Source organism: Pelagibius sp. CAU 1746, from assembly GCF_039839785.1.
Classification (GTDB): domain Bacteria; phylum Pseudomonadota; class Alphaproteobacteria; order Kiloniellales; family Kiloniellaceae; genus Pelagibius.
In genome coordinates this window covers 2,991,905-3,018,589 of record NZ_JBDOQT010000001.1, presented here as the reverse complement: position 1 = coordinate 3,018,589, position 26,685 = coordinate 2,991,905, and the positions used below count along the sequence as shown (strand labels likewise).

The following is a 26,685-nucleotide window of genomic DNA, read 5'->3' as shown; positions in this document are numbered from 1 at the left end:
TTACTTCGGCGCGCTGGTGCCGAGCGGCGTATACTCGCGGAAAACGATCCAGCCCTGGTCGATGACCACATAGACGCCGGCCCAGATCACCGCGGCGATGATCGTGGTCGCCAGCACCTTGCGCCACATCATCGGTTTTTCCGGCGCGCCGGGCTCGTGGCCGGGCTCCGGATCCTCGGCCCGGTGCACGCCCCACGGCAGCACCGTGAGCAGCACCACCATCCAGATCATCCCGTAGACGAGAAGGCCGGTGAACCAGGTCATGGCCGCGGACTCCTCACGCCTGTTCCAGCTCGACCAGCGTGCCGCAGAAGTCCTTGGGATGCAGGAACAACACGGGCTTGTCGTGGGCGCCGATTTTCGGCTCGCCGTCGCCCAGCACCCGCGCGCCTTCCGCTTTCAGGCGGTCGCGTGCGGCAATGATGTCGTCGACTTCGTAGCAAATATGATGAACGCCGCCGGCCGGATTGCGCTCCAGGAAGCTGGCGATGGGCGAGCTATCGCCCAGAGGATGAAGCAGCTCGATCTTGGTATTGGGCAGATTGACGAAAATCACCGTCACCCCGTGGTCGGGCTGAGGCATGGCCGCGGAGACCTCCGCTCCCAGTATGCCGCGGTAGATCCCGGCGGCCGCTTCCAAATCCGGCACAGCGATGGCCACGTGGTTCAACCTGCCGATCATCCCCTATTCTCCTCCTGGTTTTCGCTAATTTGTGGTTCCTGGCCGTTCAACGCAAGCCCCGCTGCGGGCCCGGACGGCAGCCTGCTGACAACCCTGGTCAGGAAGGAGTGGAAACAAAGGACGGGCCAACCGCCGGCCGAGACCGTCGCCCCGATATCGCGTCACTCGAAACGAATGACATGGACCATGGTCATGGGCTTCTTGCCGAGCAGGCGGTTCACGGTCCGGCGCACGGCCAGGCGTGCCGCCTCCTCCACCGCGGCGTCGTCCTTGCGCTCGCGCCGGCCGAGACGCTGGACCGCCTCCTGAATGGCGATCCCCACCGCCGCCAGGTCTTCCTCCTCCTCGTGCTCTTCGAAGAGGCCGACGGTGGAGATGTCCGCTTCGCCGTCCATCTGGCCGCGCTCGTCCAGCACCAGCGTCACCGCCACGGCGCCGTTGAACATCAGTTTCTGGCGCCCCTTGATGACAGGGCTGTTCTGCGACAGCAGGCGTCCGCCGTCGTAGATCAGCCGGCCGTTGGACACCTCGTCGACGATGCCCGCGTCGCCCGGCGCAAGGCGGATGACGGCGCCGTTGTGCCCGACGACCTGCTGCGGCACCTGGCACTGCTTGGCGATCTCGGCATGGGCCATGAGATGCCGGGCCTCGCCGTGGACCGGCACGGCGACCTGCGGGCGCACCCACTGGTACATCTGGATCAGCTCGTCGCGTCCCGGGTGGCCGGAGACGTGAATGTCATGGTCATGATCGGTGATGACGTCGATCCCGGCGCGGGCCAGGGAATTCTGCAGCTCGAAGATGGCGGTGTCGTTGCCGGGGATGACCCGCGAGGAAAAAACCACGGCATCGCCCGCCGATAGACCGACGTGCGGATGATCGCCGCGGGCGATGCGCCATAGGGCGGCGCGGGGCTCGCCCTGGCTGCCGGTGCACAGCAGCAGCACCTCCCCGCGCGGCAGGTAGTCGATCTCTTCCTCCGAAAGGAAGGGCTGGTGTCCGGTCAGATAGCCGGCCTCGCGCGCGCAATCGACGATGCGGTGCATGGAGCGGCCGAGCAGGCAGACCCGGCGCCCGCAGTCCTCGGCGACGCGGATCACCGTTTCCAGGCGTGCCACGTTGCTGGCGAAGCAGGCCACGGCGACCCGCTGCTTCAACCCCTTGACCACCTGCAGCAGGTGCTCGCGCACCTCCGCCTCGGAGCCCGCCTCTCCCCAGACCATGGCGTTGGTGGAATCGCCGACCATGGCCAGGACGTTTTCCTCGGCCAGGGCTTTCAGGCGCGCTTCGTCGTAGTTGTCCCCCACCAGGGGATCAGGATCCAATTTCCAATCGCCGGTGTGCAGGACCGTGCCGGCGGCGGTACGGATCACCACGGCGTTGGGTTCGGGGATCGAGTGGGTCAGAGTGATCAGCTCGATCTCGAAGGGACCGACGGAAAAGGTGCCGGAAAGCGGCACTTCTGTCAGCGGGACCACATCCAGCAGGCCGACTTCCGCCAGTTTGCGCCGCAGCAGGGCGGCGGTGAACTTGGTGGCGTAGACCGGGCAGCGCAGCTCTTCCCAGAGGTAGGGCACGGCGCCGATGTGGTCTTCGTGGGCGTGGGTCAGTACCAGGCCGGCCAGGTCGTCGCGCCGTTCCGCGATGAAGGCGGGATCGGGCATTTCGACGTCGATGCCCGGCAGCCGCGGATCGCCGAAGGTGATGCCGCAGTCGACCATCAGCCAAGCGCCCTTGTGACCGTAGAGGTTGAGGTTCATCCCGATCTCGCCGGTGCCGCCCAGGGGCACGAAGTAGAGATCGTCGGCGCCGAGATCCTTGCCGCTGTAACCGTCGCTCATGCGCTCAGCTCCCGACTTGCGCTTGGGCGTTGGCGGCATGGATCAGGCGCAGCCCGCGAAGCGTGAGATCTGAATCGACCACCTCGATGACCGGCGTGGCCTCCGAATAGAGGGTCGCCAAACCGCCGGTGGCGATGACCTTCATGGGACTGCCGTACTCCTCCTTGATGCGGGCCGTCAGGCCCTCGATGAGGCCGACATAGCCCCAATAGATGCCCGACTTCATGGCCGGGACGGTGTCCTTGCCGATGACCCTGCCGGGACGCTCGATCCTGACCCGGGGCAACTGGGCCGCGGCCCGATAGAGCGCATCGACCGAGTGTTGGGCGGAAGGGGCGATGACACCGCCCTCGTAAGCGCCCTCGGGGCCGACGATATCGAAAGTGGTCGCGGTGCCGAAGTCGATGACGATCAGCGGCCCGCCGTAGGCGCGGTGCGCGGCCAGGGCGTTCACCAGGCGGTCGGCGCCGACATTCTCCCGGTGATCCATATGAACCTCGATGCCCAGATCCACCGCGGGATCGCCGATGACCAACGGCGTGACCTTGAAGAAATCCGTGCAGAGCGTGTTCAGGGTGAAGCTGGCCGCCGGCACCACGTTGGCGATGATGGCCCCGGTCACGTCGGCGGCCTTGAGGTCTTGCAGCGCCATGAGCTGGGTCAGCCAGACCGCGTACTCATCGGCCGTGCGCTTGGCGTCGCTGGAGGCCCGCCACTTGGCCTTCATGGTATCGCCTTCGAAGAGCGCGAAGACGACGTTGGTATTTCCGGCATCGATGGCGACGAGCATGGCGGTGCCCCTTCCCTTCCCGGCCCTCAGCCTTCGCCCGGCAGGTAGACTTCGCCGGCGGCGATGCGCCGCGTGCTGCCGTCCGCCAGGGCCAGCAGCAGGGTCCCGTCGCCATCCAGGCCGGTGAAGGTGCCGTGCAGGGTCTCGCCCGGCAGCCGCACCTCGATCCGCTCCTTAAGGCCCTGGGCGTGGCGCAGCCAGGCCTGGCGCACCGGCTCGAAGCCATCGTCGAGCCAGATGTTGACCCAGGACAGCATATGGCGGGCGAAGGCTTCCAGCAGGTCAACCGCCGAGACGCTGGGCGGGCAGCCCTCGAAATGCAGGCTGGTCGCCGGCAGGCGGGTTTCCGACGGATAGGACGCTACGTTGGCGCCGATGCCGATCACCAGCCAGTCCAGGTTCTGTCCGGCATCGCCGTTGGATTCGAGCAGGATGCCGGCCGCCTTGCGTCCGTTCAGCAGCACGTCGTTCGGCCACTTGTAAGTGACTTCGATCAGCGGCGGCGCAACGCTGCCGATGGCGTCGCCGAGAGCCACGGCGGCAATGAAGCTGAACTGCGCTGCCGTCGACAAAGGGCAGTCGGGACGCACGATCAGCGACAGGAAGAGGTTGCCCGAAGCGCTGGCCCAACTGCGGCCCTGCCGGCCGTAACCGCCGGTCTGGCAGCGCGCCCAGACCAAGGTGCCGTCCTCGGCGCCCTCCGAGGCAAGCCGCTTGGCCTCCCGGTTGGTGCTGTCGACTTCTTCCAGCGCCACCAGCCGATAGGCTGGCGGCAGACGCGGTGTGCGGTTCCGGTCCGGTTCCGGGATCATCCGGGGAACAGCGACGCCGCCGCCATGGCCGTCCCGTCAAGCAGCGGGGCGATGCCCACCGTCAACAGGATGATCACCAAGCTCGTGCCGACCAGGATGACGGTCATCTCCCGCCCTATGGGGCGGTCGAAAGCTTCGATCGGATCGTCGAAATACATCAGCTTGACGATGCGCAGATAGTAGAAAGCGCCGATCACCGAGGAGAGCACGCCGATCACCGCCAGCACGTAGAGCTGTGCCTCGATGGCTGCAAGGAAGATGTAGAACTTGCCGAAGAAGCCGACCAGCGGCGGGATGCCGGCCATGGAGAACATGAAAATCGCCAGCGCCAGGGCCATGCCGGGGTTGGTCTTGCTGAGGCCCTTCAGATCTTCGATCCGTTCGACCATGACATCCTTCTGACGCATGCAGAGGATGCAGGCGAAGGTGCCCAGGTTCATGACGATATAAATCGTCAGGTACAGCAGGATGCCGTTGACGCCCTCTTCCGTGCCGGCGGCCAGGCCGATCAGTGCGTAGCCGATATGGCCGATGGAACTGTAGGCCATCAGACGTTTGATATTGGTCTGACTGATGGCCGCGAGGGCGCCGAGGATCATGGAGGCGACGGAAACGAACCAGAAAATCTGCTGCCATTGGTCCACCAGGTCGCCGAAGGGGCCGATCATGACGCGCACGATCAGCGCCATGGCCGCTACCTTGGGGGCCGTGGCGAAAAAGGCGGTGACCGGCGTCGGCGCCCCTTCATAGACGTCCGGTGTCCACATGTGGAAGGGCACGGCGGAAATCTTGAAGGCGAGGCCGGCGGAAAGGAAGACGATGCCGACGATCAGGCCCAGAGAAGGCGTCTGCCCGGCGGAAAACTGGGCCGCAAGACCGTCGAAGGAGGTCGTCCCCGCGAAGCCGTAGATCATCGACATGCCGTAGAGCAGCATGCCCGAGGACAGCGCGCCCAGCACGAAGTACTTGAGACCCGCCTCGCTGGAGCGCAGGTGATCGCGCCGGAAGGCCGCCACCACGTAGAGCGAAAGACTCTGCAACTCCAGGCCAAGGTAGAGCGCCAGCATGTCGTTGGCCGAGATCATCAGCATCATGCCGAGCGTCGCGAAGAGCACCAGCACGGGGTATTCGAAGCGCGCCATGTCCTCGCGCTCGATATAGCGCAGCGCCATGATCAGGGTGACGGCAGACCCCACCAGAACCAGCAGCTTCATGAAGTCGCCGAAGGCGTCGGCGATGAAGAGCCCGCCAAGCGCGCTCTCGCTGCGGCCCATGGCAACGGCGATGATGACGAAAACCAAGGCGAAACAGGCAACGGTCAGCGAAAGGACCAGGCGTGTGCCCTGGTTGCCCCGGAAGACTCCCAGCATCAGGAGAATCATACCCGCGCAGGCCAGGAAGACTTCAGGCAGCGCGGCGGTGAGGTTCAGGTCGGACATTTTCTCGCCTTTCCTAGCGCTGCGCCCAGAGATCGGCCAGGGTCGTCGGCCCCTCGGCCCGCGCCAGGGCCGTTTCATAACCGTCGATCAGCCGTTCGACCGAGGGTGACATCACGTCGATGAAGGACGCCGGATAGATGCCCATCCACAGCACCAGCGCGAGGAGCGGTGCGAAGACCACCTTCTCCCGCCAGTTGAGGTCGAGGATCGCCATGAGATCTTCCTTGGTCAACCTGCCGAAGATGATCCGCCGATAGAGGTAGAGCATATAGGCCGCCCCCAGGACCATGCCGCTGGCCGCCAGCAAGGCGACCCAGGTGTTGGCCTGGAACGCCCCAACCAGCACCAGGAACTCTCCAACGAAGCCGCTGGTCCCCGGCAGGCCGACCGAGGCCAGCATGAAAACCATGAAAACCAGTGCATAGCCCGGCATGCGGCTGACCAGTCCGTCGTAGCGCTCGATCAGGCGCGTATGCATGCGGTCGTAGATCACGCCGACGCAGAGGAAGAGCGCTGCCGAGACGACGCCGTGGGACAGCATCTGGAAGATCGCCCCTTCGATGCCCTGCTGGTTGACGACGAAGATGCCGATGGTCACGAAGCCCATGTGGGCGACCGAGGAATAGGCGATCAGCTTTTTCATGTCTTCCTGGGCGAGCGCCACCAGGGAGGTGTAGATCACGGCGACGATGGAGAGCGAGAACACCAGCGGCGCGAAGAAGGCCGAGGCCTCCGGCATCATCGGCAGCGAGAACCTCAGAAAGCCGTAGCCGCCCATTTTCAGCAGGACGCCGGCCAGGATGACCGAGCCCGCCGTCGGCGCCTCGACGTGGGCGTCGGGCAGCCAGGTGTGCACGGGCCACATCGGCACCTTCACCGCGAAGGAGGCGAAGAAGGCCAGCCACAGCCATTTCTGCATGGAGGCCGGAAAACCGTGGGCCAGCAGCGTCGGAATATCGGTGGTGCCGGCGTCGTAGTACATGGCGAGGATCGCCAGCAGCATGAGCACCGAACCGGCCAGGGTATAGAGGAAGAACTTGAAGGCCGCGTAGACCCGGCGGCCGCCGCCCCAGATACCGATAATCAGGAACATGGGGATCAGCACGCCTTCGAAGAAGACGTAGAAAATCACCAGGTCCAAGGCGCAGAACATGCCGACCATCAGCGTCTCGAGCACCAGGAAGGCGACCATGTACTCCTTCACCCGGACCTTGACCGCATCCCAACTCGCGAGGACGCAGAGCGGCGTCAAGAGGGTGGAGAGCAGGACGAACATCATGGAGATGCCGTCCACACCCATGTGATAGCTGATGTTGAAGGCCGGGATCCACTCGACCTGCTCGACGAACTGGAAGTCGGCGCTGGTGCGGTCGAAGTTGAACCACACGAAGAGCGAGACGACGAATGTCACCAAGGACGCCCAGAGCGCCATGGAGCGGGCGTTCTTGGCCGCCAGGGCCTCGTCCTCGTGACGCACGAAGAACAGGATCCACAGCGCGCCGGCAAGCGGCAGGAAGGTGATCGTCGAAAGAATTGGCCAGCTGGTCATTTCTGGATCACCCCAATTGACTCAGGAAATACCAGGTGACCAGGACGAAGACCCCGATCAGCATGGCGAAAGCATAGTGGTAGACGTAACCGCTTTGCAGCAGCGAGGTGCGGCGCGAGGCGTTCTGGGTGGTCGCCGCGACGCCGTCCGGGCCGAAGCGGTCGATGACGCCGCCGTCTCCGCCCTTCCACAGGCCGAAGCCGATGAGGCGGGCCGGTCGGACGAAGAGACGGTCGTAGAGTTCATCGAAGTACCACTTGTTGAGCGAGAAGAGATAGAGAGGGCGCAGCGCCTTGGCCGTCTTTGCCGGCAGCGCCGGTGCGGCGATGTAGAAGACATAGGCCAGGGCGATCCCGCCGAGGCCCGCGACCAGGGGCGAAAGCTTGACCCACAGCGGCACGTGGTGCGCCGCCTCCACCGAGTCGTTGCCCGGCAGCACTTTCAGCGCCTCGCCCCAGAAGGCTTCCATATGGTGGCCGACGAAGTATTCGTAGGCGGCCAGGCCCGCGAAGACCGCGCCGAAGGCCAGTACATAAAGCGGCACCAGCATGACCTGTGGCGACTCGTGCACGTGCGACATGACCTCCTTGGAAGCGCGCGGCGTGCCGTGGAAAGTCATGAACATCAGGCGGCAGGAATAGAAGGCCGTCATGAAGGCCGCCACCACGCCCATGACGAAGGCGAAGGTGCCGTGCGTGGTCTGCGAGGCGTAGGCGGCCTCCACCACGATGTCCTTGGAATAGAAACCGGCGAAACCGAAGACGCCGGGGATGCCGATGCCCAGCAGCGCGATGGTGCCGATCCACATCAGCAAGTAGGTTCCCGGGATCAGCTTGTAGATGCCGCCCATCCTGCGCATGTCCTGCTCGTCCGACATGGCATGGATCACCGAACCGGCGCCCAGGAACAGCAGTGCCTTGAAGAAGGCGTGGGTCATCAGGTGAAAGATGCCCGCCGAATAGGCCGAGACGCCGAGAGCGAAGAACATGTAGCCGAGCTGCGAACAGGTCGAATAGGCGATGACCCGCTTGATGTCGTTCTGGGTCAGGCCGACCGAGGCGGCGAAGAAGGCGGTCAACGCGCCGACGTAGGTCACCAGCTCCAGCGCCGTGGGGGCATATTCGAACATCGGCGAGAGGCGCGCCACCATGAAGACGCCGGCGGTCACCATGGTCGCGGCATGGATCAGGGCGGAGACCGGGGTCGGGCCCTCCATGGCGTCCGGCAGCCAGGTGTGCAGGCCCAACTGCGCCGACTTACCCATGGCGCCGATGAACAGCAGGATGCAGATGATGGTCAGCGCATGGCCGGAGATGCCGAAGGCCTCGAACTGGGCCTCGGCCATGCCCGGCACGGAAGCGAAGACCTGGTCGAAGCCGGCAGTACCGAACAGCACGAAGGCACCGCAGATGCCGAGCGCGAAGCCGATGTCGCCCACGCGGTTCACGAGGAAGGCCTTAATGGCGGCGGCGCAGGCGCTGGGCCGCTCGTACCAGAAGCCGATCAGCAGATAGGAGGCCAGGCCGACGCCCTCCCAACCGAAGAACATCTGCACGAAGTTGTCCGCGGTCACCAGCATCAGCATGAAGAAGGTGAAGAGGCTGAGGTAGGCGAAGAAGCGCGGCTTGGCATTGTCGTGCGACATGTAGCCGATGGAGTAGACGTGGACCATGGATGACACGCCGGTCACGACCACCAGCATCACGGCCGTCAGGGTGTCCACCTTCAGCGCCCAGCTCACTTCGAAGGTGCCGGAATCGATCCAGGTGAAGAGTTCCGTTACCCGCGCGTTGTGGGCGAAGGCCACGTCGTAGAAGACGACGCAGGACAGCACCGCCGAAACCAGCAGCAGACCGCTGGAGACGTACATGGAGGCGCGGTCGCCGATCAGGCGCCCGAAGAACCCGGCGATGATGGCGCCGAGCAGCGGCAGCAGGACGATAAGTTGATCCATGAGAGCGGCCTTCCCCTAGCCCTTCATCATGTTGATGTCTTCGACTTCGATGGAGCCCCGGTTGCGGAAAAAGACCACCAGGATCGCCAGGCCGATGGCCGCCTCTGCGGCCGCGACGGTGAGGACGAAGAGCGCGAAGATCTGTCCGACCAGATCCTGCAGGTGAGTCGAAAAGGCCACGAAGTTGATGTTTACCGCCAGCAGCATCAGCTCGATGGACATGAGGATGATGATGACGTTCTTACGGTTCAGGAAGATGCCGAAGATCCCCAGGGTAAAGAGGATCGCGGCAACGGTCAGGTAGTGCCCAAGGCCGATCTCGAACATAGCTCTATACCCCGCTCCGGCTGGGAACCTGCTTGATCTCGACCGACTCGGCGCGGCTGCGCGAGACCTGCTTGGCGATCGACTGCCGGCGAACGCCCTCACGCTGACGCAGGGTGAGCACGATGGCGCCGATCATGGCGACCAGCAGCACCAGACCGGCCGCCTGGAAGAGATAGATGTAGTCGGTGTAGATGACCCCGCCGAGCGCGCGCGTGTTGTGCAGGTCGCCGGCCGGGGCCGTCGGGTGCAGAGCCGCCGTCTCGGCAGCCGGCGAGACGACCCAGGCGCCGCCCACCATGACGAGCTCGACCAGCAGGATCAGCCCGATCATTCCCCCCAGGGGCAGGTACTGAAGGAAGCCCTCGCGCATGCGCACGAAGTTGATATCCAGCATCATGACCACGAAGAGGAACAGCACCGCCACGGCGCCGACGTAGACGACCACCAGGATCATGGCTAGAAACTCGGCGCCCATCAGCACGAAGAGCCCCGCCGAGTTGAAAAAGGCGAGGATCAGGAACAGTACCGAATGTACAGGGTTGCGGGCGCTGACCACCATGACGCCGGCGGCGACGGTGACCGCGGCGAAGAGATAGAACGCCAGGGCCTGAATGATCATGCTACAAACCTCCCGGCCTTCTTCCGGCCGGCAGAGATTCCAGCCTCTTGATTCACTTGCACGGTTGCTCCCCCAATCAGGTCGCTGCCCCGCTGTCGCTCGAGGACTTCTGCCTCAGCGATAGGGCGCATCAAGCTCCAGGTTCTGGGCGATCTCGGGTTCCCAGCGGTCACCGTTCGCGAGCAGCTTTTCCTTGTTGTAGAACAGCTCTTCGCGGGTTTCCGTGGCGAACTCGAAATTCGGCCCCTCGACGATGGCGTCCACCGGGCAGGCTTCCTGGCAGAAGCCGCAGTAGATGCACTTCGTCATATCGATGTCGTAGCGCGTGGTGCGCCGGCTGCCGTCGTCGCGCGGCTCCGCCTCGATGGTGATGGCCTGAGCCGGGCAGATCGCCTCGCAGAGCTTGCAGGCGATGCAGCGCTCTTCCCCGTTGGGATAGCGCCGCAGCGCGTGCTCACCGCGAAAGCGCGGACTCAGCGGCCCCTTCTCATAGGGGTAGTTCAGCGTCACCTTCGGCTTGAAGAAATAGCGCAGGGTCAGCGACATGCCCGAAAAGAGCTCGCTGAGCAGAAGGCTGCGCAGGCCACGGTCGATCATGCCCATATCTAGTCTCCTGCCGTCATGTGTTCGGCACCCAGTCGAAAGCCACCAGCACGCCGGCGGTCAGCACCACCCAGAACAGCGAGAATGGGAGGAACACCTTCCAGCCCAGACGCATGAGCTGGTCGTAGCGGTAGCGCGGGAAGGTCGCCCGCACCCAAAGGAAGAAGAACAGGACCACGCAGATCTTCGCGATCAGCCAGATCGGCCCCGGGATCCAGGTAAAGGGCGCGATGTCCACCGGCGGCAGCCAGCCGCCGAGGAACAGGATCGCAGTCATCGCGCTCATCAGGATCATGTTGGCGTATTCGCCCAGGAAGAACAGGGCGAAGGTCATCGAGGAGTATTCGACGAAGAAGCCGGCCACCAGCTCCGACTCGCCTTCCGGCAGGTCGAAGGGCGAGCGGTTGGTCTCCGCCAGCACCGAGATGAAGAAGATGACGAACATCGGCAGCATGGGCAGCCAGAACCAGCTGAACAGGCCGTAGTCGCCCTGCTGCGCCATCACGATGTCGGAAAGGTTCAGCGAGCCCACCAGCAGCAGCACGGTGATGATGACGAAGCCCATGGAGACTTCGTAAGACACCATCTGCGCGGCCGAGCGCAGGGCGCCGAGGAAGGGATACTTCGAGTTGGAAGCCCAGCCCGCCATGATGACGCCGTAGACGCCCAGCGAGGAGATGGCGAAGAGATAGAGAATGCCAACGTTGATATCGGCCAGCACCAGGCCCGCGTCGAAGGGGATCACCGCCCAGCCGATCATCGCCAGGATGAAGGTCAGCATCGGCGCCATGAGGAAAACGATGCGGTTGGCGCCCGACGGCAGAATGGTTTCCTTGAACAGCAGCTTCACCGCATCGGCGATGGGCTGCAGCAGGCCGAAGGGCCCGACCACGTTGGGCCCCTTGCGTAGCTGCATGGCCGCGATGACCTTGCGCTCCGCGTAGGTCAGGTAGGCCACCGAAAGCAACAGCGGGATGAGAATCGCAACGATCTTGATCAGGATGTAAGTCGCCTGGCCGATGGGATCGTTGAGGAGCCAGGCGTAGGCCAGATCGAACATGTCAGCCATGAGTGCCGGTCCCCTTCCTGACGCCAAGCGAGAAGGCCTCTGTACACTGCGCCATGGTCTCGGAAGCACGGCTGATCGGGTCGGTCATGTAGAACACCCCCACCGGCGAGGTGAAGGGTGTCGCCTCCATCTTGCCTTCCTTACCGAAATCGCCCCAGGCGGCTGCCTCGACCTGATCCACCGCGGCGAAGACCGGGTTGATCTCGATCAGCCGTTGGCGGACCTCGCCCAGGTTATCGTAAGGCAGCCGCTTACCCACCACCTCGGACAACGCCCGGAGAATGGTCCAGTCCTCGCGCGCCTCGCCCGGCGGGAAGGCCGCCAGGCGGGCGAGCTGCACCCGTCCCTCGGTGTTCACGTAGGTGGCATTCTTTTCCGTGTAGGCTGCGCCCGGCAGGATCACGTCGGCACGGTGCGCGCCGGCATCGCCGTGGTGGCCCTGGTAGATCACGAAGGGTCCCTTGCCCGCCTCGCCCAGACGGCCCATGTCGAGCTCGTCGGCGCCCAGCAGGAAGAGCGCCTCGATGGCGCCCTCCTCGCAGCCGGCGAGAATGGCGTCGGTGTCGCGCCCGCCCTCGCCCGGCAGGAAGCCGAGGTCCAGGCCGCCGACCCGCGCCGCCGCGGTGTGCAGCACGTTGAAGCCGTTCCAGGTATCTGAAACCATGCCGCTGCTCTCGGCGATCTTGCGCGCGGCGGCCAGCACCGCGGCGCCGTCGGCGCGCGCCAGCGCCCCCATGCCGAGAATGATCATCGGCCGCTCGGCCTTCCGCAGCACCTCGGCGAAGGCGCTTTTGCCCTCGGCGATCTCCGCCAGGCTCTCGGCCCCGGCGCCCAGGTAGTCGTAGCCGTAGGTCAAGTCGACCTGCTGGCCGATGAGGCCGATCTTCACGCCGCCCTGAAGGAAGCGCTTGCGCAGGCGGGCGTTGACCATCGCCGCTTCCCAACGCGGGTTGGCGCCGACGATAAGGATCGCATCGGCGGACTCGATGCCGGCGATGGAGCTGTTGAAGATGTAGCCGGCGCGGCAGGAGGCGTCGATCTTGGCCCCGTCCTGGCGGCAGTCCAGGTTGGGAGAACCCAGCCCGGCCATGAGGTCCTTCAGCGCCAGCATGGACTCGGCGTCGCAGAGGTCGCCGGCGATGGCGGCGATCTTGTCGCCGGAAAGGCCGCTCAGGCGCTTGGCGATGGCCTTGAAGGCGACATTCCAGGAAACGGCCTCCAGGCGGCCCGACTGGTTGCGCAGATAGGGCCGGTCGAGGCGCTGGCGCGACAGCCCGTCACAGGCGTGGCGGGTCTTGTCGTTGATCCATTCCTCGTTGATGTCCTCGTGCAGGCGGGGCAACACGCGCATCACTTCGCGCCCACGGGTGTCGACGCGGATGTTGGACCCCACCGCGTCCAGCACGTCGATCGAGTCCGTCTTGCGCAGTTCCCAGGGCCGGGCCACGAAGGCGTAAGGCTTCGATGTCAGCGCGCCCACCGGGCAGACGTCGACGAGATTGCCCGAGAGCTCGGAATCGATGGCCTGTTCCAGGGTGGTGATCTCGGCGTGCTCGCCGCGGTTCACCAAACCGATTTCCTCGACGCCGGCGATCTCGGTGGCGAAACGCACGCAGCGGGTGCATTGGATGCAGCGGGTCATGATCGTCTTGATCAGCGGGCCCATGTACTTCTCGGAGACCGCGCGCTTGTTCTCGTCATAGCGGCTGCGGTCGAAACCGTAGGCCATGGCCTGGTCCTGCAGGTCGCACTCGCCGCCCTGGTCGCAGATCGGGCAGTCGAGCGGATGGTTGATCAGCAGGAACTCCATGACGCCGTTACGCGCCTTCTTCACCTTGTCGGTGTCGGTCTTGATGACCATCCCCTCGCCCACCGGCATGGCGCAGGAAGCGATCGGCTTGGGCGCGCGTTCCATCTCCACCAGGCACATGCGGCAATTGCCGGCCACCGAGAGGCGGTCGTGATAGCAGAAACGCGGGATTTCGACCCCGGCGAGTTCGCAGGCCTGCAGGACGGACAGGCCGTCCGCGACTTCGATCTCCTTGCCGTCGATCGTCAGCTTCGGCATCGCTTGTTCCCCTACTCCGCTGCCGCCATGGACTGCTTACGCTCCTTGATGCGGCGTTCCACTTCCGGGCGGAAGTGGCGCAGCAGGCCCTGGATCGGCCAGGCCGCGGCATCGCCGAGCGCGCAGATGGTGTGCCCTTCGACCTGATAGGTCACATCCAGCAGCGTATCGATTTCTTCCAACTCCGCCTCGCCGCGCACCAGGCGGGTCATCACCCGGTACATCCAGCCCGTGCCTTCGCGGCAGGGCGTGCACTGGCCGCAGCTCTCGTGCATGTAGAAGTGCGACAGCCGGGCGATGGCCTCGACGATGTCCGTCGACTTGTCCATGACGATGACCGCCGCGGTGCCGAGGCCCGACTGGGCCTCGCGCAGCGAATCGAAGTCCATGAGGATGTTCGAGCAGGTCGAGGCCGGCAGACAGGGCACCGAGGAGCCGCCCGGGATCACCGCCAGCAGGTTGTCCCAGCCGCCGATGACGCCGCCGGCGTGTTTTTCGATGAGCTCCTTCAAGGGGATGCTCATCTCTTCTTCCACGTTCAGCGGCTTGTTCACGTGGCCCGAGATCGAGAAGATCTTGGTGCCGGTGTTGTTGGGCCGGCCGAAGCCGCTCCACCAGGAAACGCCGCGGCGCAGAATCTCCGGCGTGACGGCGATGGTCTCGACATTGTTGATGGTGGTCGGGCAGCCGTAGAGGCCGCAGGCCGCCGGAAAAGGCGGCTTCAGGCGCGGCTGGCCCTTCTTGCCTTCCAGGCTTTCCAGCAGCGCGGTTTCCTCGCCGCAGATGTAGGCGCCGGCGCCGCGGTGCAGATAGATGTCGTAGTCGTAGCCGCTGCCGCAGGCGTTCTTGCCGATCAGCCCCGCGTCATAAGCCTCGTCGATGGCCTTCTGGATCTGCGAGCTCTCGTGATAGTACTCGCCGCGGATGTAGATGTAGCAGGCCGAAGCGCCCATGGCGAAGCCGGCCACCAGGCAGCCTTCCAGCAGACGGTGCGGGTCGTTGCGCAGGATCTCGCGGTCCTTGCAGGACCCCGGCTCGGACTCGTCGGCGTTGACCACCAGATAGGCCGGGCGGTCGCCGCGGTCCTTGGGCATGAAAGACCACTTCAGGCCGGTCGGGAAGCCGGCGCCGCCGCGCCCGCGCAGGCCCGATTCCTTGATCTGCTCGACGATGTTGTCGCGGCCCAGCTCCAGCAGGGCCTTGGTGTTGTCCCAGACCCCGCGGCGCTTGGCCCCGGCCAGGGCCCAGTCGTCCTGGCCGTAGAGATTGGTGAAGATGCGGTCCTTGTCCTGCAGCATCTAATCGCCCTCCCCCGGCTCGACGACTTTCAGCAGCGTCTGCGGACCGCCTTCCGGTGCCGAGGACAGCCGCCCGGTCTGCGAGCCGACCGTGACCTCCTCGCCGGCACGCAGCTCGTCGATGATCTCTTCCATGCGCTCGGGCGTGAGGTCTTCGTAGTAGTGATCGTTGATCTGCACCATGGGCGCGTTGGCGCAGGCGCCCAGGCACTCTACCTCGACAACGCTGAACATGCCGTCCCCGGTGACCTCGCCGATACCGACACCCAGCTTCTTCTTGCAGGCGTTGGTGAGGCCGTCGGAGCCGCGCAGCCAACAGGGCGTGGTGCGACAGACCTGGATGAAATGCTTCCCGACCGGCTTCAGGTTGAACATCGTATAGAAGGACGCGACCTCGTAGACGCGGATCGGCGCCACTTCCAGGTAGCCGGCGACGAACTCGATGGCCTCGCGAGACAGCCAACCGCCGTTCTGGCGCTGCGCCAGGTCGAGCAGCGCGATGGTGGCGCTGGCCCGGCGATCTTCCGGGTAGCGCGCGCAGATGGTTTCGGCCCGCGCCGCGTTCTCCGGGGAGAAGCTGAAGCCTTCGCTCTGGGGTTCGGGATAACTGCTGATCTTCATCGGTCGACTTCCCCGAAGACGATATCCATGGAACCGAGGATGGCGACGCTGTCGGCCAGCATATGGCCGCGGCACATATAGTCCATCGCCGCCAGGTGAACGAAGCCCGGCGCCCGGATCTTGCAGCGGTAGGGGCGGTTGCCGCCGTCGGCCACCAGATAGACCGCGAATTCGCCCTTGGGCGCCTCGACCGCGGCGTAGGTGTCGCCCGGCGGCACGTGGTAGCCCTCGGTATAGAGTTTGAAGTGGTGGATCAGCGCTTCCATGGAGCGTTTCATGTCGCCGCGCTTGGGCGGCGTGATCTTGTGGTCGGCGACCTGCACGGGACCGCCCGGCATCTTCTCGATGCACTGCTCCATGATGCGCAGGCTCTGGCGCATTTCCTCGATGCGCACCAGATAGCGGTCGAAGCAGTCGCCGTTCTTGCCGACGGGAATGTCGAATTCCAGCTCTTCGTAGCAGTCGTATGGCTGCGACTTGCGCAGATCCCAAGGCACGCCGGAGCCGCGCAGCATGGGGCCGGAGAAGCCCCAGTCGTTGGCTTCTTCCTTGCTGATCACGCCGATATCGACGGTGCGCTGGCGGAAGATGCGGTTCTCGGTCAGCAGGCCTTCCATGTCGTCGATGACCTTGGGGAAGGTTCCGCAGAAGGTCTTGATATCGTCCAGCAGCCCGGCCGGCAGGTCCTGGTGCACACCGCCGGGGCGGAAATAGGCGGCGTGAAGCCGCGCGCCGCAGGCCCGCTCGTAGAACTCCATGAGCTTCTCGCGCTCCTCGAAGCCCCAGAGGATCGGCGTCATGGCGCCGACGTCGATGGCGAAGGTGGTGATGTTCAGTAGGTGATTGAGGATGCGCCCGATCTCGCAGTAGAGCACGCGGATGTACTGGCCGCGCTTGGGCACCTCGATGCCGAGCAGGCGCTCCACGGCCAGGGCGAAGGCATGCTCCTGGTTCATCGGCGCCACGTAGTCCAGGCGGTCGAAATAAGGCACCGCCTGCAGGTACGTCTTGTACTCGATGAGCTTCTCGGTGCCCCGGTGCAACAGACCGATGTGCGGGTCGGCACGCTCGATCACCTCGCCGTCCATTTCCAGCACCAGGCGCAGCACGCCGTGGGCGGCCGGATGCTGCGGACCGAAGTTTAGGGTCAGCGGCTTGATCTGTACCTCGGGCATCAGGCGCCACTCCCCTCGCTCTTGGTCTCGCTCGGCGCCGGCTCGGCCTTCTCGTCGCCCGGCAGCCGCAGCATACCCTCCCAGGGGCTCATGAAATCGAAGCGGCGGAATTCCTGGGGCAGCTTCACCGGCTCGTAGACCACCCGCTTCTGCTCTTCGTCATAGCGCACTTCCTTGAAACCGGTCAGCGGGAAGTCCTTGCGCAGCGGATGTCCCTCGAAACCGTAGTCGGTAAGAATGCGCCGCAGGTCGGGATGGCCGGAGAAGAAGACGCCGAACATGTCCCAGACTTCGCGCTCCAGCCAGATGGCCGAGGAGAAGACGCCGCACACCGAGGTCACTGCCGTGCGCTCGTCAGTCGACAACTTCACGCGGATGCGCTGGTTCAGCTTCAGCGACAACAGGTTGTAGACGACCTCGAAACGCTCGGCCTGGTCCGGGCGGTCCACCGCCGTCACGTCGACCAGTTGCTTGAACTGACAGTTCTGGTCGTCGCGCAGGAAGGTCAGTACTTTGACGACCGCGTCCCGTTTGATGTGCAGGTTCAGTTGGTCATAGGCGATGTCGACTGCCAGCAGATCGTCACCGATCGCTGCGTCGAGAAAGTCGCCAAGGTCTCGCAGCGCTTCGTTCATCGAACTTCCGATTATTCCCGTGCCACAGACAGCAAGCGATCAACGAGCAAGGGCCGCGCTCCGCTTGATCTTCTTTTGAAGTTGGATCACGCCGTAGAGCAGCGCCTCCGCCGTCGGCGGGCAGCCGGGAACGTAGATGTCCACCGGCACCACGCGGTCGCAACCGCGCACGACGGAATAGGAGTAGTGATAGTAGCCGCCGCCGTTGGCGCAGGATCCCATCGAGATGACCCAGCGCGGCTCCGGCATCTGGTCGTAAACCTTGCGCAGGGCCGGCGCCATCTTGTTGGTCAGCGTGCCGGCGACGATCATCACGTCGGACTGGCGCGGGCTGGGGCGGAAGACCATGCCGAAACGGTCGAGGTCGTAACGGCTGCAGGCTGTGTGCATCATCTCGACGGCACAGCAGGCCAGACCGAAGGTCATCGGCCACAGCGAGCCGGACTGGGCCCAGGCGGCGAGCTTGTCCATCTGAGCGACCACGAAGCCCTTGTCGGAAATCTCCGTGGCCACTTGGCTCAACACCGCATCCTGCCGTTCGCCCGGGGGCAACGGCGCGCCGGCCTTCTGCAGCGTGTCTACTCCCATTCGAGAGCCCCCTTCTTCCATTCGTAGACGAAACCGACGGTCAGAATTCCGAGGAAGATCACCATCGACCAGAAGCCGAAGACGCCGATATCGCCCAGGGCCACGGCCCAGGGGAAGAGGAAGGCGACTTCCAGGTCGAAGATGATGAAAAGGATGGCGACCAGATAGAAGCGGACGTCAAAGCGGCTGCGCGCGTCGTCGAAGGCCTCGAAGCCGCACTCGTAGGCCGAGACCTTCTCCGAGTCGGGCCGTTGGCGCGCGACGATATAGGATGCGGCCACGATGACCACCGAGAGTCCGACCGCAATGCCGAGGAAGATCAGGATCGGCAAATATTCCGCCAACAAGGCATCCATGCGTCACTCTCCTAACCCGCCGTTCTTGGCGTGTCGTTTTGCCGGGCCTGGACAACTGTCCAGAAACGTTAATCCGGCGTGCGTTTACTGCCGCAAGGGATGCGTCATTGCAAGGTCAATCATCGCAGGCAACCCAACGGCTTCGCGTCGGGTCCGAATATAGATCGGAAGGAATTGCCGGAAAAGCGCCAATCCCTTGAAATGATTGCTGCCAGGGGAAGAATCGGCCCCTTCCGGCGCCGGGCTGACGCGGCGGTAGAGCGCCGGTCTGCGGGATGAACCGGCGAGCGCCTGCCCGGCCCCCGCACCCGCCGCGCCGCGGCGTCATGGCCGGCATGACGCAGCGATCCCCCCGGCGCTGCCGGAGGGCTTGAATTCAGCCAAGTCTTCAAGAGGGGAAATGGCGGGAGTGACGGGACTTGAACCCGCGGCCTCCGGCGTGACAGGCCGGCGCTCTAACCAACTGAGCTACACCCCCGTGTCCGGGAGGCGGTGATGTACTCCACCGCCCCCAGGGTGTCAAGCGGTGCCGAGGACTTCGGGACCGCTTTTTTCGTCTTCGGCCCTCCCCTGGCCTGGCACAGGAGCCCGCGCTTTCCGCCGGCCGGGCGCGCCGGGGCCGAAAACGCCGCGAGAGGCGGCACGCGGCCACTATTCCACGGAAATCTTAAAGCCGGGGAAAGAGCGCCGTGCCGGGACCGATGCCGCTGGGCTCCGCGGCGGCGTCCGAGAGGCTTGAAGAGGGCGAGTCGGCGTCGGGGCGGTCTCCCGCTGCCTCTGCTCTCACGAGGCTCTGCGGCGCCCTGAGGCGGGCCCCGCTTCCGTCACCGCCGCCAGGCAGAGCCCGGAGCCGGCCGGAGAAAAATCAAACAAGGAAATGGTGGGCGGTGACGGGATCGAACCGCCGACACTCGCGGTGTAAACGCGATGCTCTGCCAGCTGAGCTAACCGCCCGGTAAAAGCTATCTACACCAAAACACGGTCTTCTGAAAATAGGACCGGCCGCCTCCGAATCAACGGGGCGGCCGGGTCTGAGAAGCAGAAGGCTTCGGGCGTCAGTTGACGGCGTCTTTGAGACCTTTGCCCGCCTTGAACTTCGGTTGATTGGACGCGGGGATCTGAATCCGCTCACCCGTGCGGGGATTGCGGCCTTCGGAAGCAGCACGCCGGGTGACATTGAAAGTACCGAAGCCAACGAGGCGCACTTCGGTCCCCGCCTTCAGGGAATCGGTGATCGCGTCGAACACGCCATCAACGGCCTTCGTAGCATCGGCCTTCGACAGACCGGTCTTGTCAGCGACAACTGCTACCAGATCATTTTTATTCACGTTAAACCCCCCTCCTAACAGTAGGGAATAGGATGTGCAGAGAGATAAAGGAACCGCTCCGAGGAGGTGCGAATTGTAGATCGCGCCATTCAGGGGCGTCAACGTGAGAAGGGCGGAAAAGCAAGGGTTTTAGCCAATTTCAGGCTAAAGCACCCCTGCATTCCCAAAACGAATCGAAGAATACCCCTTTCCGATTAGTGGGTGAGCACGCCAGACGGCGCATCACCCCCTTGCGGCGCCCGAGTCGCTTGCACGTCCTCGTCCGATTCGTTCCACTCGATCGGAGTCAGTTCGTTGACCAAGGCCCGCTTCAACACTTCGTCGCAATCGGAAACAGGAACGATTTCCATCTTGCGCTTCACGTTGTCCGGAATGTCGGCGAGGTCCTTCTCGTTCTCCTGTGGAATCAGCACCGTCTTGATGCCGGCACGCAGCGCCGCGAGAAGCTTTTCCTTGAGCCCGCCGATGGGCAGCACGCGCCCGCGCAGCGTCACCTCGCCGGTCATCGCCACGTCGCGGCGCACGGGATTCTGGGTCAACACGGAAACGATCGCCGTCACCATGGCGATACCGGCCGAAGGACCGTCCTTCGGCGTCGCGCCTTCAGGGACGTGGACGTGTATGTCACGCCGCTCGAAGAGCGTCGGCTTGATGCCATAGGTTATGGCGCGGCTCTTCACGAAGGACTCCGCTGCCTGGATCGACTCCTTCATGACGTCGCCCAGTTTGCCGGTGGACGTCACCTTGCCCTTGCCCGGCAGCATCACCGCTTCGATGGACAGCATCTCGCCACCGACTTCGGTCCATGCCAACCCGGTGGAAACGCCGACCATGTCCTCCAGTTCCGCCTCGCCGTAGCGGTAGCGGGCAACGCCGGCGTACTTGTCGAGATTGCGGCGGTCCAGCTTCACCGTCTCGGCCTTGCCGATGGCGATTTCCTTCACCGCCTTGCGCACCAGATTGGCGATCTCCCGCTCCAGGTTTCGCACGCCGGCTTCGCGGGTGTAGAGGCGGATCAGGTCGCGCAGCGCCTGCTCGGAGATAGACCACTCGTTCTCCTTCACGCCGTGATCCTTCATCTGCTTGGGGATCAGATAACGCTGAGCGATCTGCACCTTTTCATCCTCGGTATAGCCGGGGATGCGAATCACCTCCATGCGGTCGAGCAAAGGCCCGGGCATGCGCAGCGTGTTGGCCGTGGTCACGAACATCACGTCGGAAAGATCGTAGTCGACTTCCAGATAGTGGTCGTTGAAGTTGCTGTTCTGCTCCGGATCCAGAACCTCGAGCAGCGCCGAGGACGGATCGCCGCGCCAATCGGCGCCCAGCTTGTCGATCTCGTCCAACAGGAACAGCGGGTTCGAAGACTTGGCCTTCTTCATCGACTGAATGACCTTGCCGGGCATCGAGCCGATGTAGGTACGGCGATGGCCGCGCACTTCGGCCTCGTCACGCACGCCGCCCAGGCTCATGCGCACGAAGTTGCGTCCGGTCGCCTTGGCAATCGACTTTCCGAGCGAGGTCTTGCCGACGCCCGGAGGGCCGACGAGGCAGAGGATCGGGCCCTTGACCTTCTTCATGCGCTGCTGCACGGCGAGATATTCGAGAATGCGCTCCTTGACCTTCTCCAGGCCATAGTGATCCGCATCCAGGATCTCCTGCGCATGCTTGATGTCGCGCTTGACCTTGGTGCGTTTCTTCCAGGGGATCGAGAGGATCCAGTCGAGGTAGTTGCGCACCACGGTGGCCTCGGCCGACATCGGGCTCATGGAGCGCAGCTTCTTCAGTTCCGCCAGGGCCTTCTCGCTGGCTTCCTTGGTCAGCTTGGTCGACTTGATGCGCTCTTCCAGCTCAGCCAGTTCGTCGCGACCGTCCTCGCCCTCGCCCAGTTCCTTCTGAATCGCCTTGAGCTGCTCGTTCAGATAATACTCGCGCTGGGTCTTCTCCATCTGCCGCTTCACGCGGTTGCGGATGCGCTTTTCGACTTGCAGCACGCCGATCTCGCCTTCCATGAAGGCATAGACCTTTTCCAGGCGGTCACTGACGGTTCCGCTTTCCAGCAGTTCCTGTTTCTCGGGAATCTTCAGCGCCAGGTGCGAGGCGACGGTGTCGGCCAGCTTGGAGAAGTCGTCGATCTGGTTGATCGAGACCAGTACCTCCGGCGGGATCTTCTTGTTCAGCTTGATGTACTGTTCGAACTGCGAGACCACGGTGCGCGCCAGCGCGTCGAGTTCCCGGTCGTCTCCGGCATCGTCCTCGATCGGCTCGGCGTAGGCCTGGAAAAATTCTTCGGTGTCGGCGTACTTGCTGATGCGCGCGCGCTGGCCGCCCTCGACCAGAACCTTCACGGTCCCGTCGGGCAGCTTCAAGAGCTGCAGCACCGTGCCAATGGTCCCGACGGAGTAGATGTCAGCCGGCGTCGGATCGTCCTGAGACGCGTTCTTCTGGGTGACCAGGAGAATCTGCTTGTCGTCCTTCATAACGTCTTCGAGCGCGCGCACCGACTTATCGCGACCGACGAAAAGCGGCACGATCATGTGCGGGAAGACCACGATGTCGCGCAGGGGCAGCACCGGGAAGAGGTTACCGCGAGCAAGTTCCAGCATATTACCTCGTGAGAAACAGAGGGGCGTTTATCGTAAGCAGGCGAGAAACATCGCACGCCCGTAGACAGGACGCCCGAGAATAGCGGGTTCGTATTTAAAAATTGTAGATTCTCGCCCAGACTTCAAGGCCACCTGGATAACCTGCAATCTATGATTGCAGAACAACCGCTTAAGCGCTCGTTCCCAGGTCTTCGCGACGATCGGTATAGATGTAAAGGGGTTTGGCGCGCCCATCGACGACCTCGCGGTTGATGACGATCTCCTCGACATTCTCCAAACCAGGCAGGTCATACATGGGGTCCAGCAGGATGCTCTCCATGATGGAACGCAGCCCGCGGGCCCCCGTTTTACGCGCAATGGCCTTGCCCGCAATCGCGCGCAAGGCGTCTTCCGTGAACTCCAGGCGGACGTCTTCCATCTCGAAGAGACGCTCGTATTGCTTCACCAGAGCGTTCTTCGGCTGGGTCAGGATCTCAATGAGGGCACCCTCGTCCAGATCCTCCAGGGTCGCGACCACCGGCAGGCGGCCGACGAACTCGGGAATCAGGCCGAACTTCAGCAGATCCTCCGGCTCCACGTCCTTCAGCACCTCGCCGGTCTGGCGGTCGTCCGGGCCGCGCACGTCGGCGCCGAAGCCGATAGAGGTGCCCTTGCCGCGGCCCGCGATCAGCTTGTCGAGGCCGGCGAAAGCACCGCCGCAGATGAAGAGGATGTTCGTGGTATCGACCTGCAGGAACTCCTGCTGCGGGTGCTTGCGGCCGCCCTGCGGCGGGACCGAGGCCACCGTGCCCTCCATGATCTTCAGCAGGGCCTGCTGCACGCCCTCGCCCGAGACGTCACGGGTGATCGAGGGATTGTCCGACTTGCGGCTGATCTTGTCGACCTCGTCGATGTAGACGATACCGCGCTGCGCGCGCTCGACGTTATAGTCGGCGGACTGCAGCAGCTTCAGGATGATGTTCTCCACGTCCTCGCCGACATAGCCTGCCTCGGTCAGCGTGGTGGCATCGGCCATGGTGAAGGGAACGTCCAGAATGCGCGCCAGCGTCTGGGCCAGCAGCGTCTTGCCGCAGCCCGTCGGGCCGACCAGCAGGATATTCGACTTCGCCAACTCGACGTCGGCCGATTTGGCGCCGTGCGCCAGGCGTTTATAGTGGTTGTGGACGGCCACGGAGAGCACCCGCTTGGCATGCCCCTGGCCGATCACGTAGTCGTCGAGGACGGTACAGATGTCCTGCGGCGTCGGGACGCCGTCGCGCGACTTCACAAGAGTGGTCTTGTGCTCTTCCCGGATGATGTCCATGCACAGTTCGACGCATTCATCGCAGATGAACACCGTCGGACCGGCGATGAGCTTGCGCACCTCGTGCTGGCTCTTGCCGCAGAAGGAGCAGTAGAGAGTGTTCTTGGAGTCGCTGCCGCTGGACTTTGTCATACCGCTACAACTAGGCGTTTGTTTGTCATTACGCCATGTTAGTCAAACGCCCCGCCCCCACACAATGACAAAAACCGCAGGATTTGAGCTATACGGGAGGGCCTGGCTCCGAGCCTTGGCTAACAGGACAATTTGAGCCTAATTCGAAGGGCTCAACAATTTATTAACGAAAGGGGGAACCCGCCCTTTTCCGGGAAACAAGTAGTTAGCGAACATGCTTTCCGCCGCTGCCCCGGAGCCAGCCCGCCAAGGGCGCGGCTCCGCACTTTTTTCCGTCCATCCGGACCGGACACGGCGGCGGGAAACAGCCCGCCGGGGTCAGCTCTTGTCGCCGCTGCCCCCTGGCGTCGGCGATTCGCCGGCCGGGCGCTGGCTGACCACCTCGTCGATCAGGCCGAAACTCTTAGCCTTTTCGGAATCCATGAAGTTGTCGCGCTCCATGGCGTTCTCGATGGTCGCCAGGTCCTGGCCGGTATGGTGGACGTAGAGCTCGTTCAGCCGATGACGGGTCCGCAGGATCTCCTCGGCGTGGATCTGGATATCCGTCACCTGACCCTGGAAACCGCCCGAGGGCTGGTGAATCATGATCTTGGAGTTGGGCAGCGCGAAGCGCTTGCCCTTGGCGCCGGCCATGAGCAGCAGCGAGCCGGCCGAGGCCGCCTGCCCGATGCAGACGGTCTGCACCTCCGGGCGGATGTACTGCATGGTGTCGTACATCGCCAGCCCGGCGCTGACCACGCCGCCGGGCGAGTTGATGTAGAAGAAGATGTCCTGGGTCGGGTTTTCCGACTCGAGATAGAGCAACTGGGCGCAGATCAGACTGGCCACGGCATCGTGCACCGGGCCGGTCAGGAAGATGATGCGCTCCTTCAGCAGGCGCGAATAGATATCGTAGGCCCGCTCGCCCCGGCTGGTCTGCTCCACGACCATGGGGACCAGGGTATTCATGACCAACTCATGGTGATCGCGGCTGAACAGATCGCTCATGGACATTCCTTGATTCTGTTGGTTCCCGCCCGCCGCAGCGGACCTCGGGGCCCCTCGATAAAGTCAGGAGAGCACATTTAAGGTCTGCCGGCGGCCAGGGAAAGCCCCTCGTGGAGTCGCCTCCGCGAAAAACCCTCCCGCCGCCTCGCCCAAGGCCCTATCGGCCCCGGCCGGCCCCTCAGGCGCCGTCCTCACCCGCCTCGTCGCCCTCGGCCTTCTTGGCCTTGGATTTAGAGGCCGCTTTCTTGGCGGGCTTCTTCTTCGCCGCCTTCTTCGGCTTCTCGGAGGCTTCGGCCGCCGCCTTTTCCTCTTCCTCGCGGAGCTGGTCCGGCGTCACCTCGCGCTCGTTGACCTTGGCCAGATCGATGATGAAGTCGATCACCTTGTCCTCGAACAGCGGCGCGCGCAGTTGGGCCAGAGCCTCCGGGTTGTTGCGGTAGAACTCCAGAACCTGCTGCTCCTGCCCGGGATGGCGCTGAGCCTCCTGGAACAGTGCGCGGTTGACCTCGTCCTGGGCCACTTCGATCTGGTTCAGACGGCCGACCTCGGAAAGCAGAAGGCCCAGGCGCACGCGACGCTCGGCGATGTCGCGGTATTCCGCCTTCATTTCCTCGTCGTCCTTGCCCTCGTCGTCCGGGTCGACGCGGCCGTGCTCCCGGTCGTGCTCGACCTGGCGCCAGATGGCGTCGAATTCCAGATCGACCATGCTTTCGGGCACCGCGAAATCGTGGTTCTCGGCGAGCTGGTCGAGGATTTCGCGCTTCATACGCATGCGCGACAGCCCGTCGTAATCCTGGGCCAGGCGCTCCTTCACCTTTTCCTTGAGATCGTCCAGGCTCTCGGCGCCCATCGACGTCGCCAGCTCGTCGTTCAGCTCGGCCGGCACCGACTCGCGGATCTCCTTGACGGTGCACTCGAAGACCGCCGGCTGACCGGAGAGCTTCTCGTTGCCGTAGCCTTCCGGGAAGGTCACGTTCACGGTGCGCTCTTCGCCCACCGCGGCGCCGATCAGCTGGTCCTCGAAGCCGGCGATGAAGGTGTTCGAGCCGAGTTCCAAATGGTGATCCTCGCCGGCCATTCCCGGCAGCGCCTCGCCGTGCACGGTGCCCTTGAAGTCGATCACCACCACGTCGCCGGACTGCGACGGACGCGCCGTCTCCAGCGGCTTGGACTCCTTACGGCTGGCGGCCAGGCGGTCCAGAGCGGAGGTCACCTCCTCTTCCGGCACCACGATCTTCACCCGCTCCAGCTCGATCTTGGAGAAGTCCATCGGTTCGAACTCCGGCAGCAACTCGACCGCCATGGAGTATTCCAGATCCTTGCCGTCCTCGAAGGAATCGATCTCGATCTTCGGCTGCACGGCCGGGCGCAGGCCGCGCTCGTTGATGGCCTGGGCCGAGGAGTCGGTCACCGCGCGCTCCAGCACCTCGCCCATCACCGAGGGCCCGTAGCGCTGCTTCAGCAGCTTGATCGGCGCCTTGCCCGGGCGGAACCCGGGAACCTTCACCCGCGCGCTGATTTCACGAAGCCGGTTTTCGACTTTCTCATTAATTTCTTTGGCTTCAATGACGACCTTAAAGTCGCGCTTCAAGCCTTCGCTGTTAACTTCCGTGACCTGCATGTTCGGCTAGGCCTTCCTCAGCCTCGTCTTGAATGATGATTCGCGGGGAAACTCAGCCGCCTGGGGACCGCCCGGGCCGGCAAACTCTATAGTGAGAGAAACCCTCAACTTCCGCTTGGCGCTGGTGCGGGCGGAGGGACTCGAACCCCCACGGATTGCTCCACTGGTACCTAAAACCAGCGCGTCTACCAGTTCCGCCACGCCCGCGCTTACCGCGGAGGGCCGATGTATAACATCGCAGCCGGTCGCGCAATAGCAAGCGGCGCGCGAACGCGCCCGGAA

The 26,685-nt window shown here is 64.0% G+C and carries 24 protein-coding genes and 3 tRNA genes; all 27 read right to left on the bottom strand.

What is annotated here, in order from left to right:
• Nucleotides 1–264 carry a DUF1467 family protein gene (locus AAFN88_RS14400; RefSeq protein ID WP_347521038.1) on the bottom strand — a complete coding sequence of 88 codons (264 nt, stop codon included), beginning with the start codon at nt 262–264 and terminating at the stop codon, nt 1–3.
• A gap of 13 nt (nt 265–277) precedes the next feature.
• Nucleotides 278–682: a methylmalonyl-CoA epimerase gene (gene mce / locus AAFN88_RS14395; RefSeq protein WP_347521037.1), complete on the bottom strand. Its 405-nt coding sequence runs from the start codon at nt 680–682 to the stop codon at nt 278–280.
• A 161-nt stretch (nt 683–843) separates the two neighbouring features.
• A complete protein-coding gene (locus AAFN88_RS14390; RefSeq protein WP_347521035.1) occupies nt 844–2,523 on the bottom strand; it encodes a ribonuclease J in 1,680 nt (559 codons plus the stop codon).
• 4 nt (nt 2,524–2,527) lie between these two features.
• A complete protein-coding gene (locus AAFN88_RS14385) occupies nt 2,528–3,313 on the bottom strand; it encodes a type III pantothenate kinase (protein ID WP_347521034.1) in 786 nt (261 codons plus the stop codon).
• A 26-nt stretch (nt 3,314–3,339) separates the two neighbouring features.
• Entirely contained in the window at nt 3,340–4,125 is a 786-nt protein-coding gene (locus AAFN88_RS14380) for a biotin--[acetyl-CoA-carboxylase] ligase (RefSeq protein WP_347521033.1), read from the bottom strand.
• Nucleotides 4,122–5,564 carry an NADH-quinone oxidoreductase subunit NuoN gene (nuoN, locus tag AAFN88_RS14375; protein ID WP_347521032.1) on the bottom strand — a complete coding sequence of 481 codons (1,443 nt, stop codon included), beginning with the start codon at nt 5,562–5,564 and terminating at the stop codon, nt 4,122–4,124. Before nuoN ends, AAFN88_RS14380 begins: the two co-directional genes overlap by 4 nt.
• Before the next feature lie 13 nt (nt 5,565–5,577).
• A complete protein-coding gene (locus AAFN88_RS14370) occupies nt 5,578–7,113 on the bottom strand; it encodes an NADH-quinone oxidoreductase subunit M (RefSeq protein ID WP_347521031.1) in 1,536 nt (511 codons plus the stop codon).
• 7 nt (nt 7,114–7,120) lie between these two features.
• Nucleotides 7,121–9,067: an NADH-quinone oxidoreductase subunit L gene (nuoL, locus tag AAFN88_RS14365; RefSeq protein ID WP_347521030.1), complete on the bottom strand. Its 1,947-nt coding sequence runs from the start codon at nt 9,065–9,067 to the stop codon at nt 7,121–7,123.
• Between the two features lie 15 nt (nt 9,068–9,082).
• Nucleotides 9,083–9,394, bottom strand: a complete 312-nt coding sequence (gene nuoK, locus AAFN88_RS14360; RefSeq protein WP_193370549.1) for an NADH-quinone oxidoreductase subunit NuoK — start codon at nt 9,392–9,394, stop codon at nt 9,083–9,085.
• A 4-nt stretch (nt 9,395–9,398) separates the two neighbouring features.
• Nucleotides 9,399–10,013, bottom strand: a complete 615-nt coding sequence (locus AAFN88_RS14355) for an NADH-quinone oxidoreductase subunit J (protein WP_347521029.1) — start codon at nt 10,011–10,013, stop codon at nt 9,399–9,401.
• Between the two features lie 114 nt (nt 10,014–10,127).
• Nucleotides 10,128–10,616 carry an NADH-quinone oxidoreductase subunit NuoI gene (gene nuoI / locus AAFN88_RS14350; RefSeq protein ID WP_347521028.1) on the bottom strand — a complete coding sequence of 163 codons (489 nt, stop codon included), beginning with the start codon at nt 10,614–10,616 and terminating at the stop codon, nt 10,128–10,130.
• Between the two features lie 16 nt (nt 10,617–10,632).
• Nucleotides 10,633–11,676 carry an NADH-quinone oxidoreductase subunit NuoH gene (nuoH, locus tag AAFN88_RS14345; RefSeq protein ID WP_347521679.1) on the bottom strand — a complete coding sequence of 348 codons (1,044 nt, stop codon included), beginning with the start codon at nt 11,674–11,676 and terminating at the stop codon, nt 10,633–10,635.
• 1 nt (nt 11,677) lies between these two features.
• Nucleotides 11,678–13,753, bottom strand: coding sequence for an NADH-quinone oxidoreductase subunit NuoG (gene nuoG / locus AAFN88_RS14340; protein WP_347521027.1), 2,076 nt, complete (start codon nt 13,751–13,753; stop codon nt 11,678–11,680).
• An 11-nt stretch (nt 13,754–13,764) separates the two neighbouring features.
• Nucleotides 13,765–15,051 (bottom strand): NADH-quinone oxidoreductase subunit NuoF, encoded by a 1,287-nt coding sequence (gene nuoF, locus AAFN88_RS14335; protein WP_347521026.1) that lies wholly within the window; start codon nt 15,049–15,051, stop codon nt 13,765–13,767.
• Nucleotides 15,052–15,672, bottom strand: a complete 621-nt coding sequence (gene nuoE / locus AAFN88_RS14330) for an NADH-quinone oxidoreductase subunit NuoE (RefSeq protein ID WP_347521025.1) — start codon at nt 15,670–15,672, stop codon at nt 15,052–15,054.
• A complete protein-coding gene (locus tag AAFN88_RS14325) occupies nt 15,669–16,847 on the bottom strand; it encodes an NADH-quinone oxidoreductase subunit D (RefSeq protein WP_347521023.1) in 1,179 nt (392 codons plus the stop codon). The genes nuoE and AAFN88_RS14325 overlap by 4 nt, the downstream gene beginning before the upstream one ends.
• Complete coding sequence (locus AAFN88_RS14320) at nt 16,847–17,482, bottom strand: NADH-quinone oxidoreductase subunit C (RefSeq protein WP_347521022.1); 636 nt, start codon at nt 17,480–17,482, stop codon at nt 16,847–16,849. The genes AAFN88_RS14325 and AAFN88_RS14320 overlap by 1 nt, the downstream gene beginning before the upstream one ends.
• Before the next feature lie 39 nt (nt 17,483–17,521).
• Nucleotides 17,522–18,070 (bottom strand): NADH-quinone oxidoreductase subunit B family protein, encoded by a 549-nt coding sequence (locus tag AAFN88_RS14315; protein WP_347521020.1) that lies wholly within the window; start codon nt 18,068–18,070, stop codon nt 17,522–17,524.
• The gene (locus AAFN88_RS14310; RefSeq protein ID WP_347521018.1) at nt 18,061–18,426 is read right to left on the bottom strand and encodes an NADH-quinone oxidoreductase subunit A; all 366 of its coding nucleotides are present in this window, start codon (nt 18,424–18,426) and stop codon (nt 18,061–18,063) included. The genes AAFN88_RS14315 and AAFN88_RS14310 overlap by 10 nt, the downstream gene beginning before the upstream one ends.
• Nucleotides 18,427–18,827: 401 nt before the next feature.
• Nucleotides 18,828–18,904 (bottom strand) — tRNA-Asp (locus AAFN88_RS14305).
• A 400-nt stretch (nt 18,905–19,304) separates the two neighbouring features.
• Nucleotides 19,305–19,380, bottom strand: a tRNA-Val gene (locus AAFN88_RS14300).
• A gap of 101 nt (nt 19,381–19,481) precedes the next feature.
• Nucleotides 19,482–19,754, bottom strand: a complete 273-nt coding sequence (locus AAFN88_RS14295) for an HU family DNA-binding protein (protein WP_347521016.1) — start codon at nt 19,752–19,754, stop codon at nt 19,482–19,484.
• 194 nt (nt 19,755–19,948) lie between these two features.
• Nucleotides 19,949–22,360 (bottom strand): endopeptidase La, encoded by a 2,412-nt coding sequence (gene lon, locus AAFN88_RS14290; protein ID WP_347521015.1) that lies wholly within the window; start codon nt 22,358–22,360, stop codon nt 19,949–19,951.
• A gap of 169 nt (nt 22,361–22,529) precedes the next feature.
• Nucleotides 22,530–23,795 (bottom strand): ATP-dependent Clp protease ATP-binding subunit ClpX, encoded by a 1,266-nt coding sequence (gene clpX, locus AAFN88_RS14285; RefSeq protein WP_347521014.1) that lies wholly within the window; start codon nt 23,793–23,795, stop codon nt 22,530–22,532.
• 318 nt (nt 23,796–24,113) lie between these two features.
• On the bottom strand, nt 24,114–24,782 hold the full coding sequence (locus AAFN88_RS14280; RefSeq protein WP_347521012.1) for an ATP-dependent Clp protease proteolytic subunit: 669 nt from the start codon (nt 24,780–24,782) through the stop codon (nt 24,114–24,116).
• A 178-nt stretch (nt 24,783–24,960) separates the two neighbouring features.
• Entirely contained in the window at nt 24,961–26,403 is a 1,443-nt protein-coding gene (tig, locus tag AAFN88_RS14275; protein ID WP_347521010.1) for a trigger factor, read from the bottom strand.
• 122 nt (nt 26,404–26,525) lie between these two features.
• Nucleotides 26,526–26,610 (bottom strand) — tRNA-Leu (locus AAFN88_RS14270).
• Between the last annotated feature and the right edge of the window lie 75 nt (nt 26,611–26,685).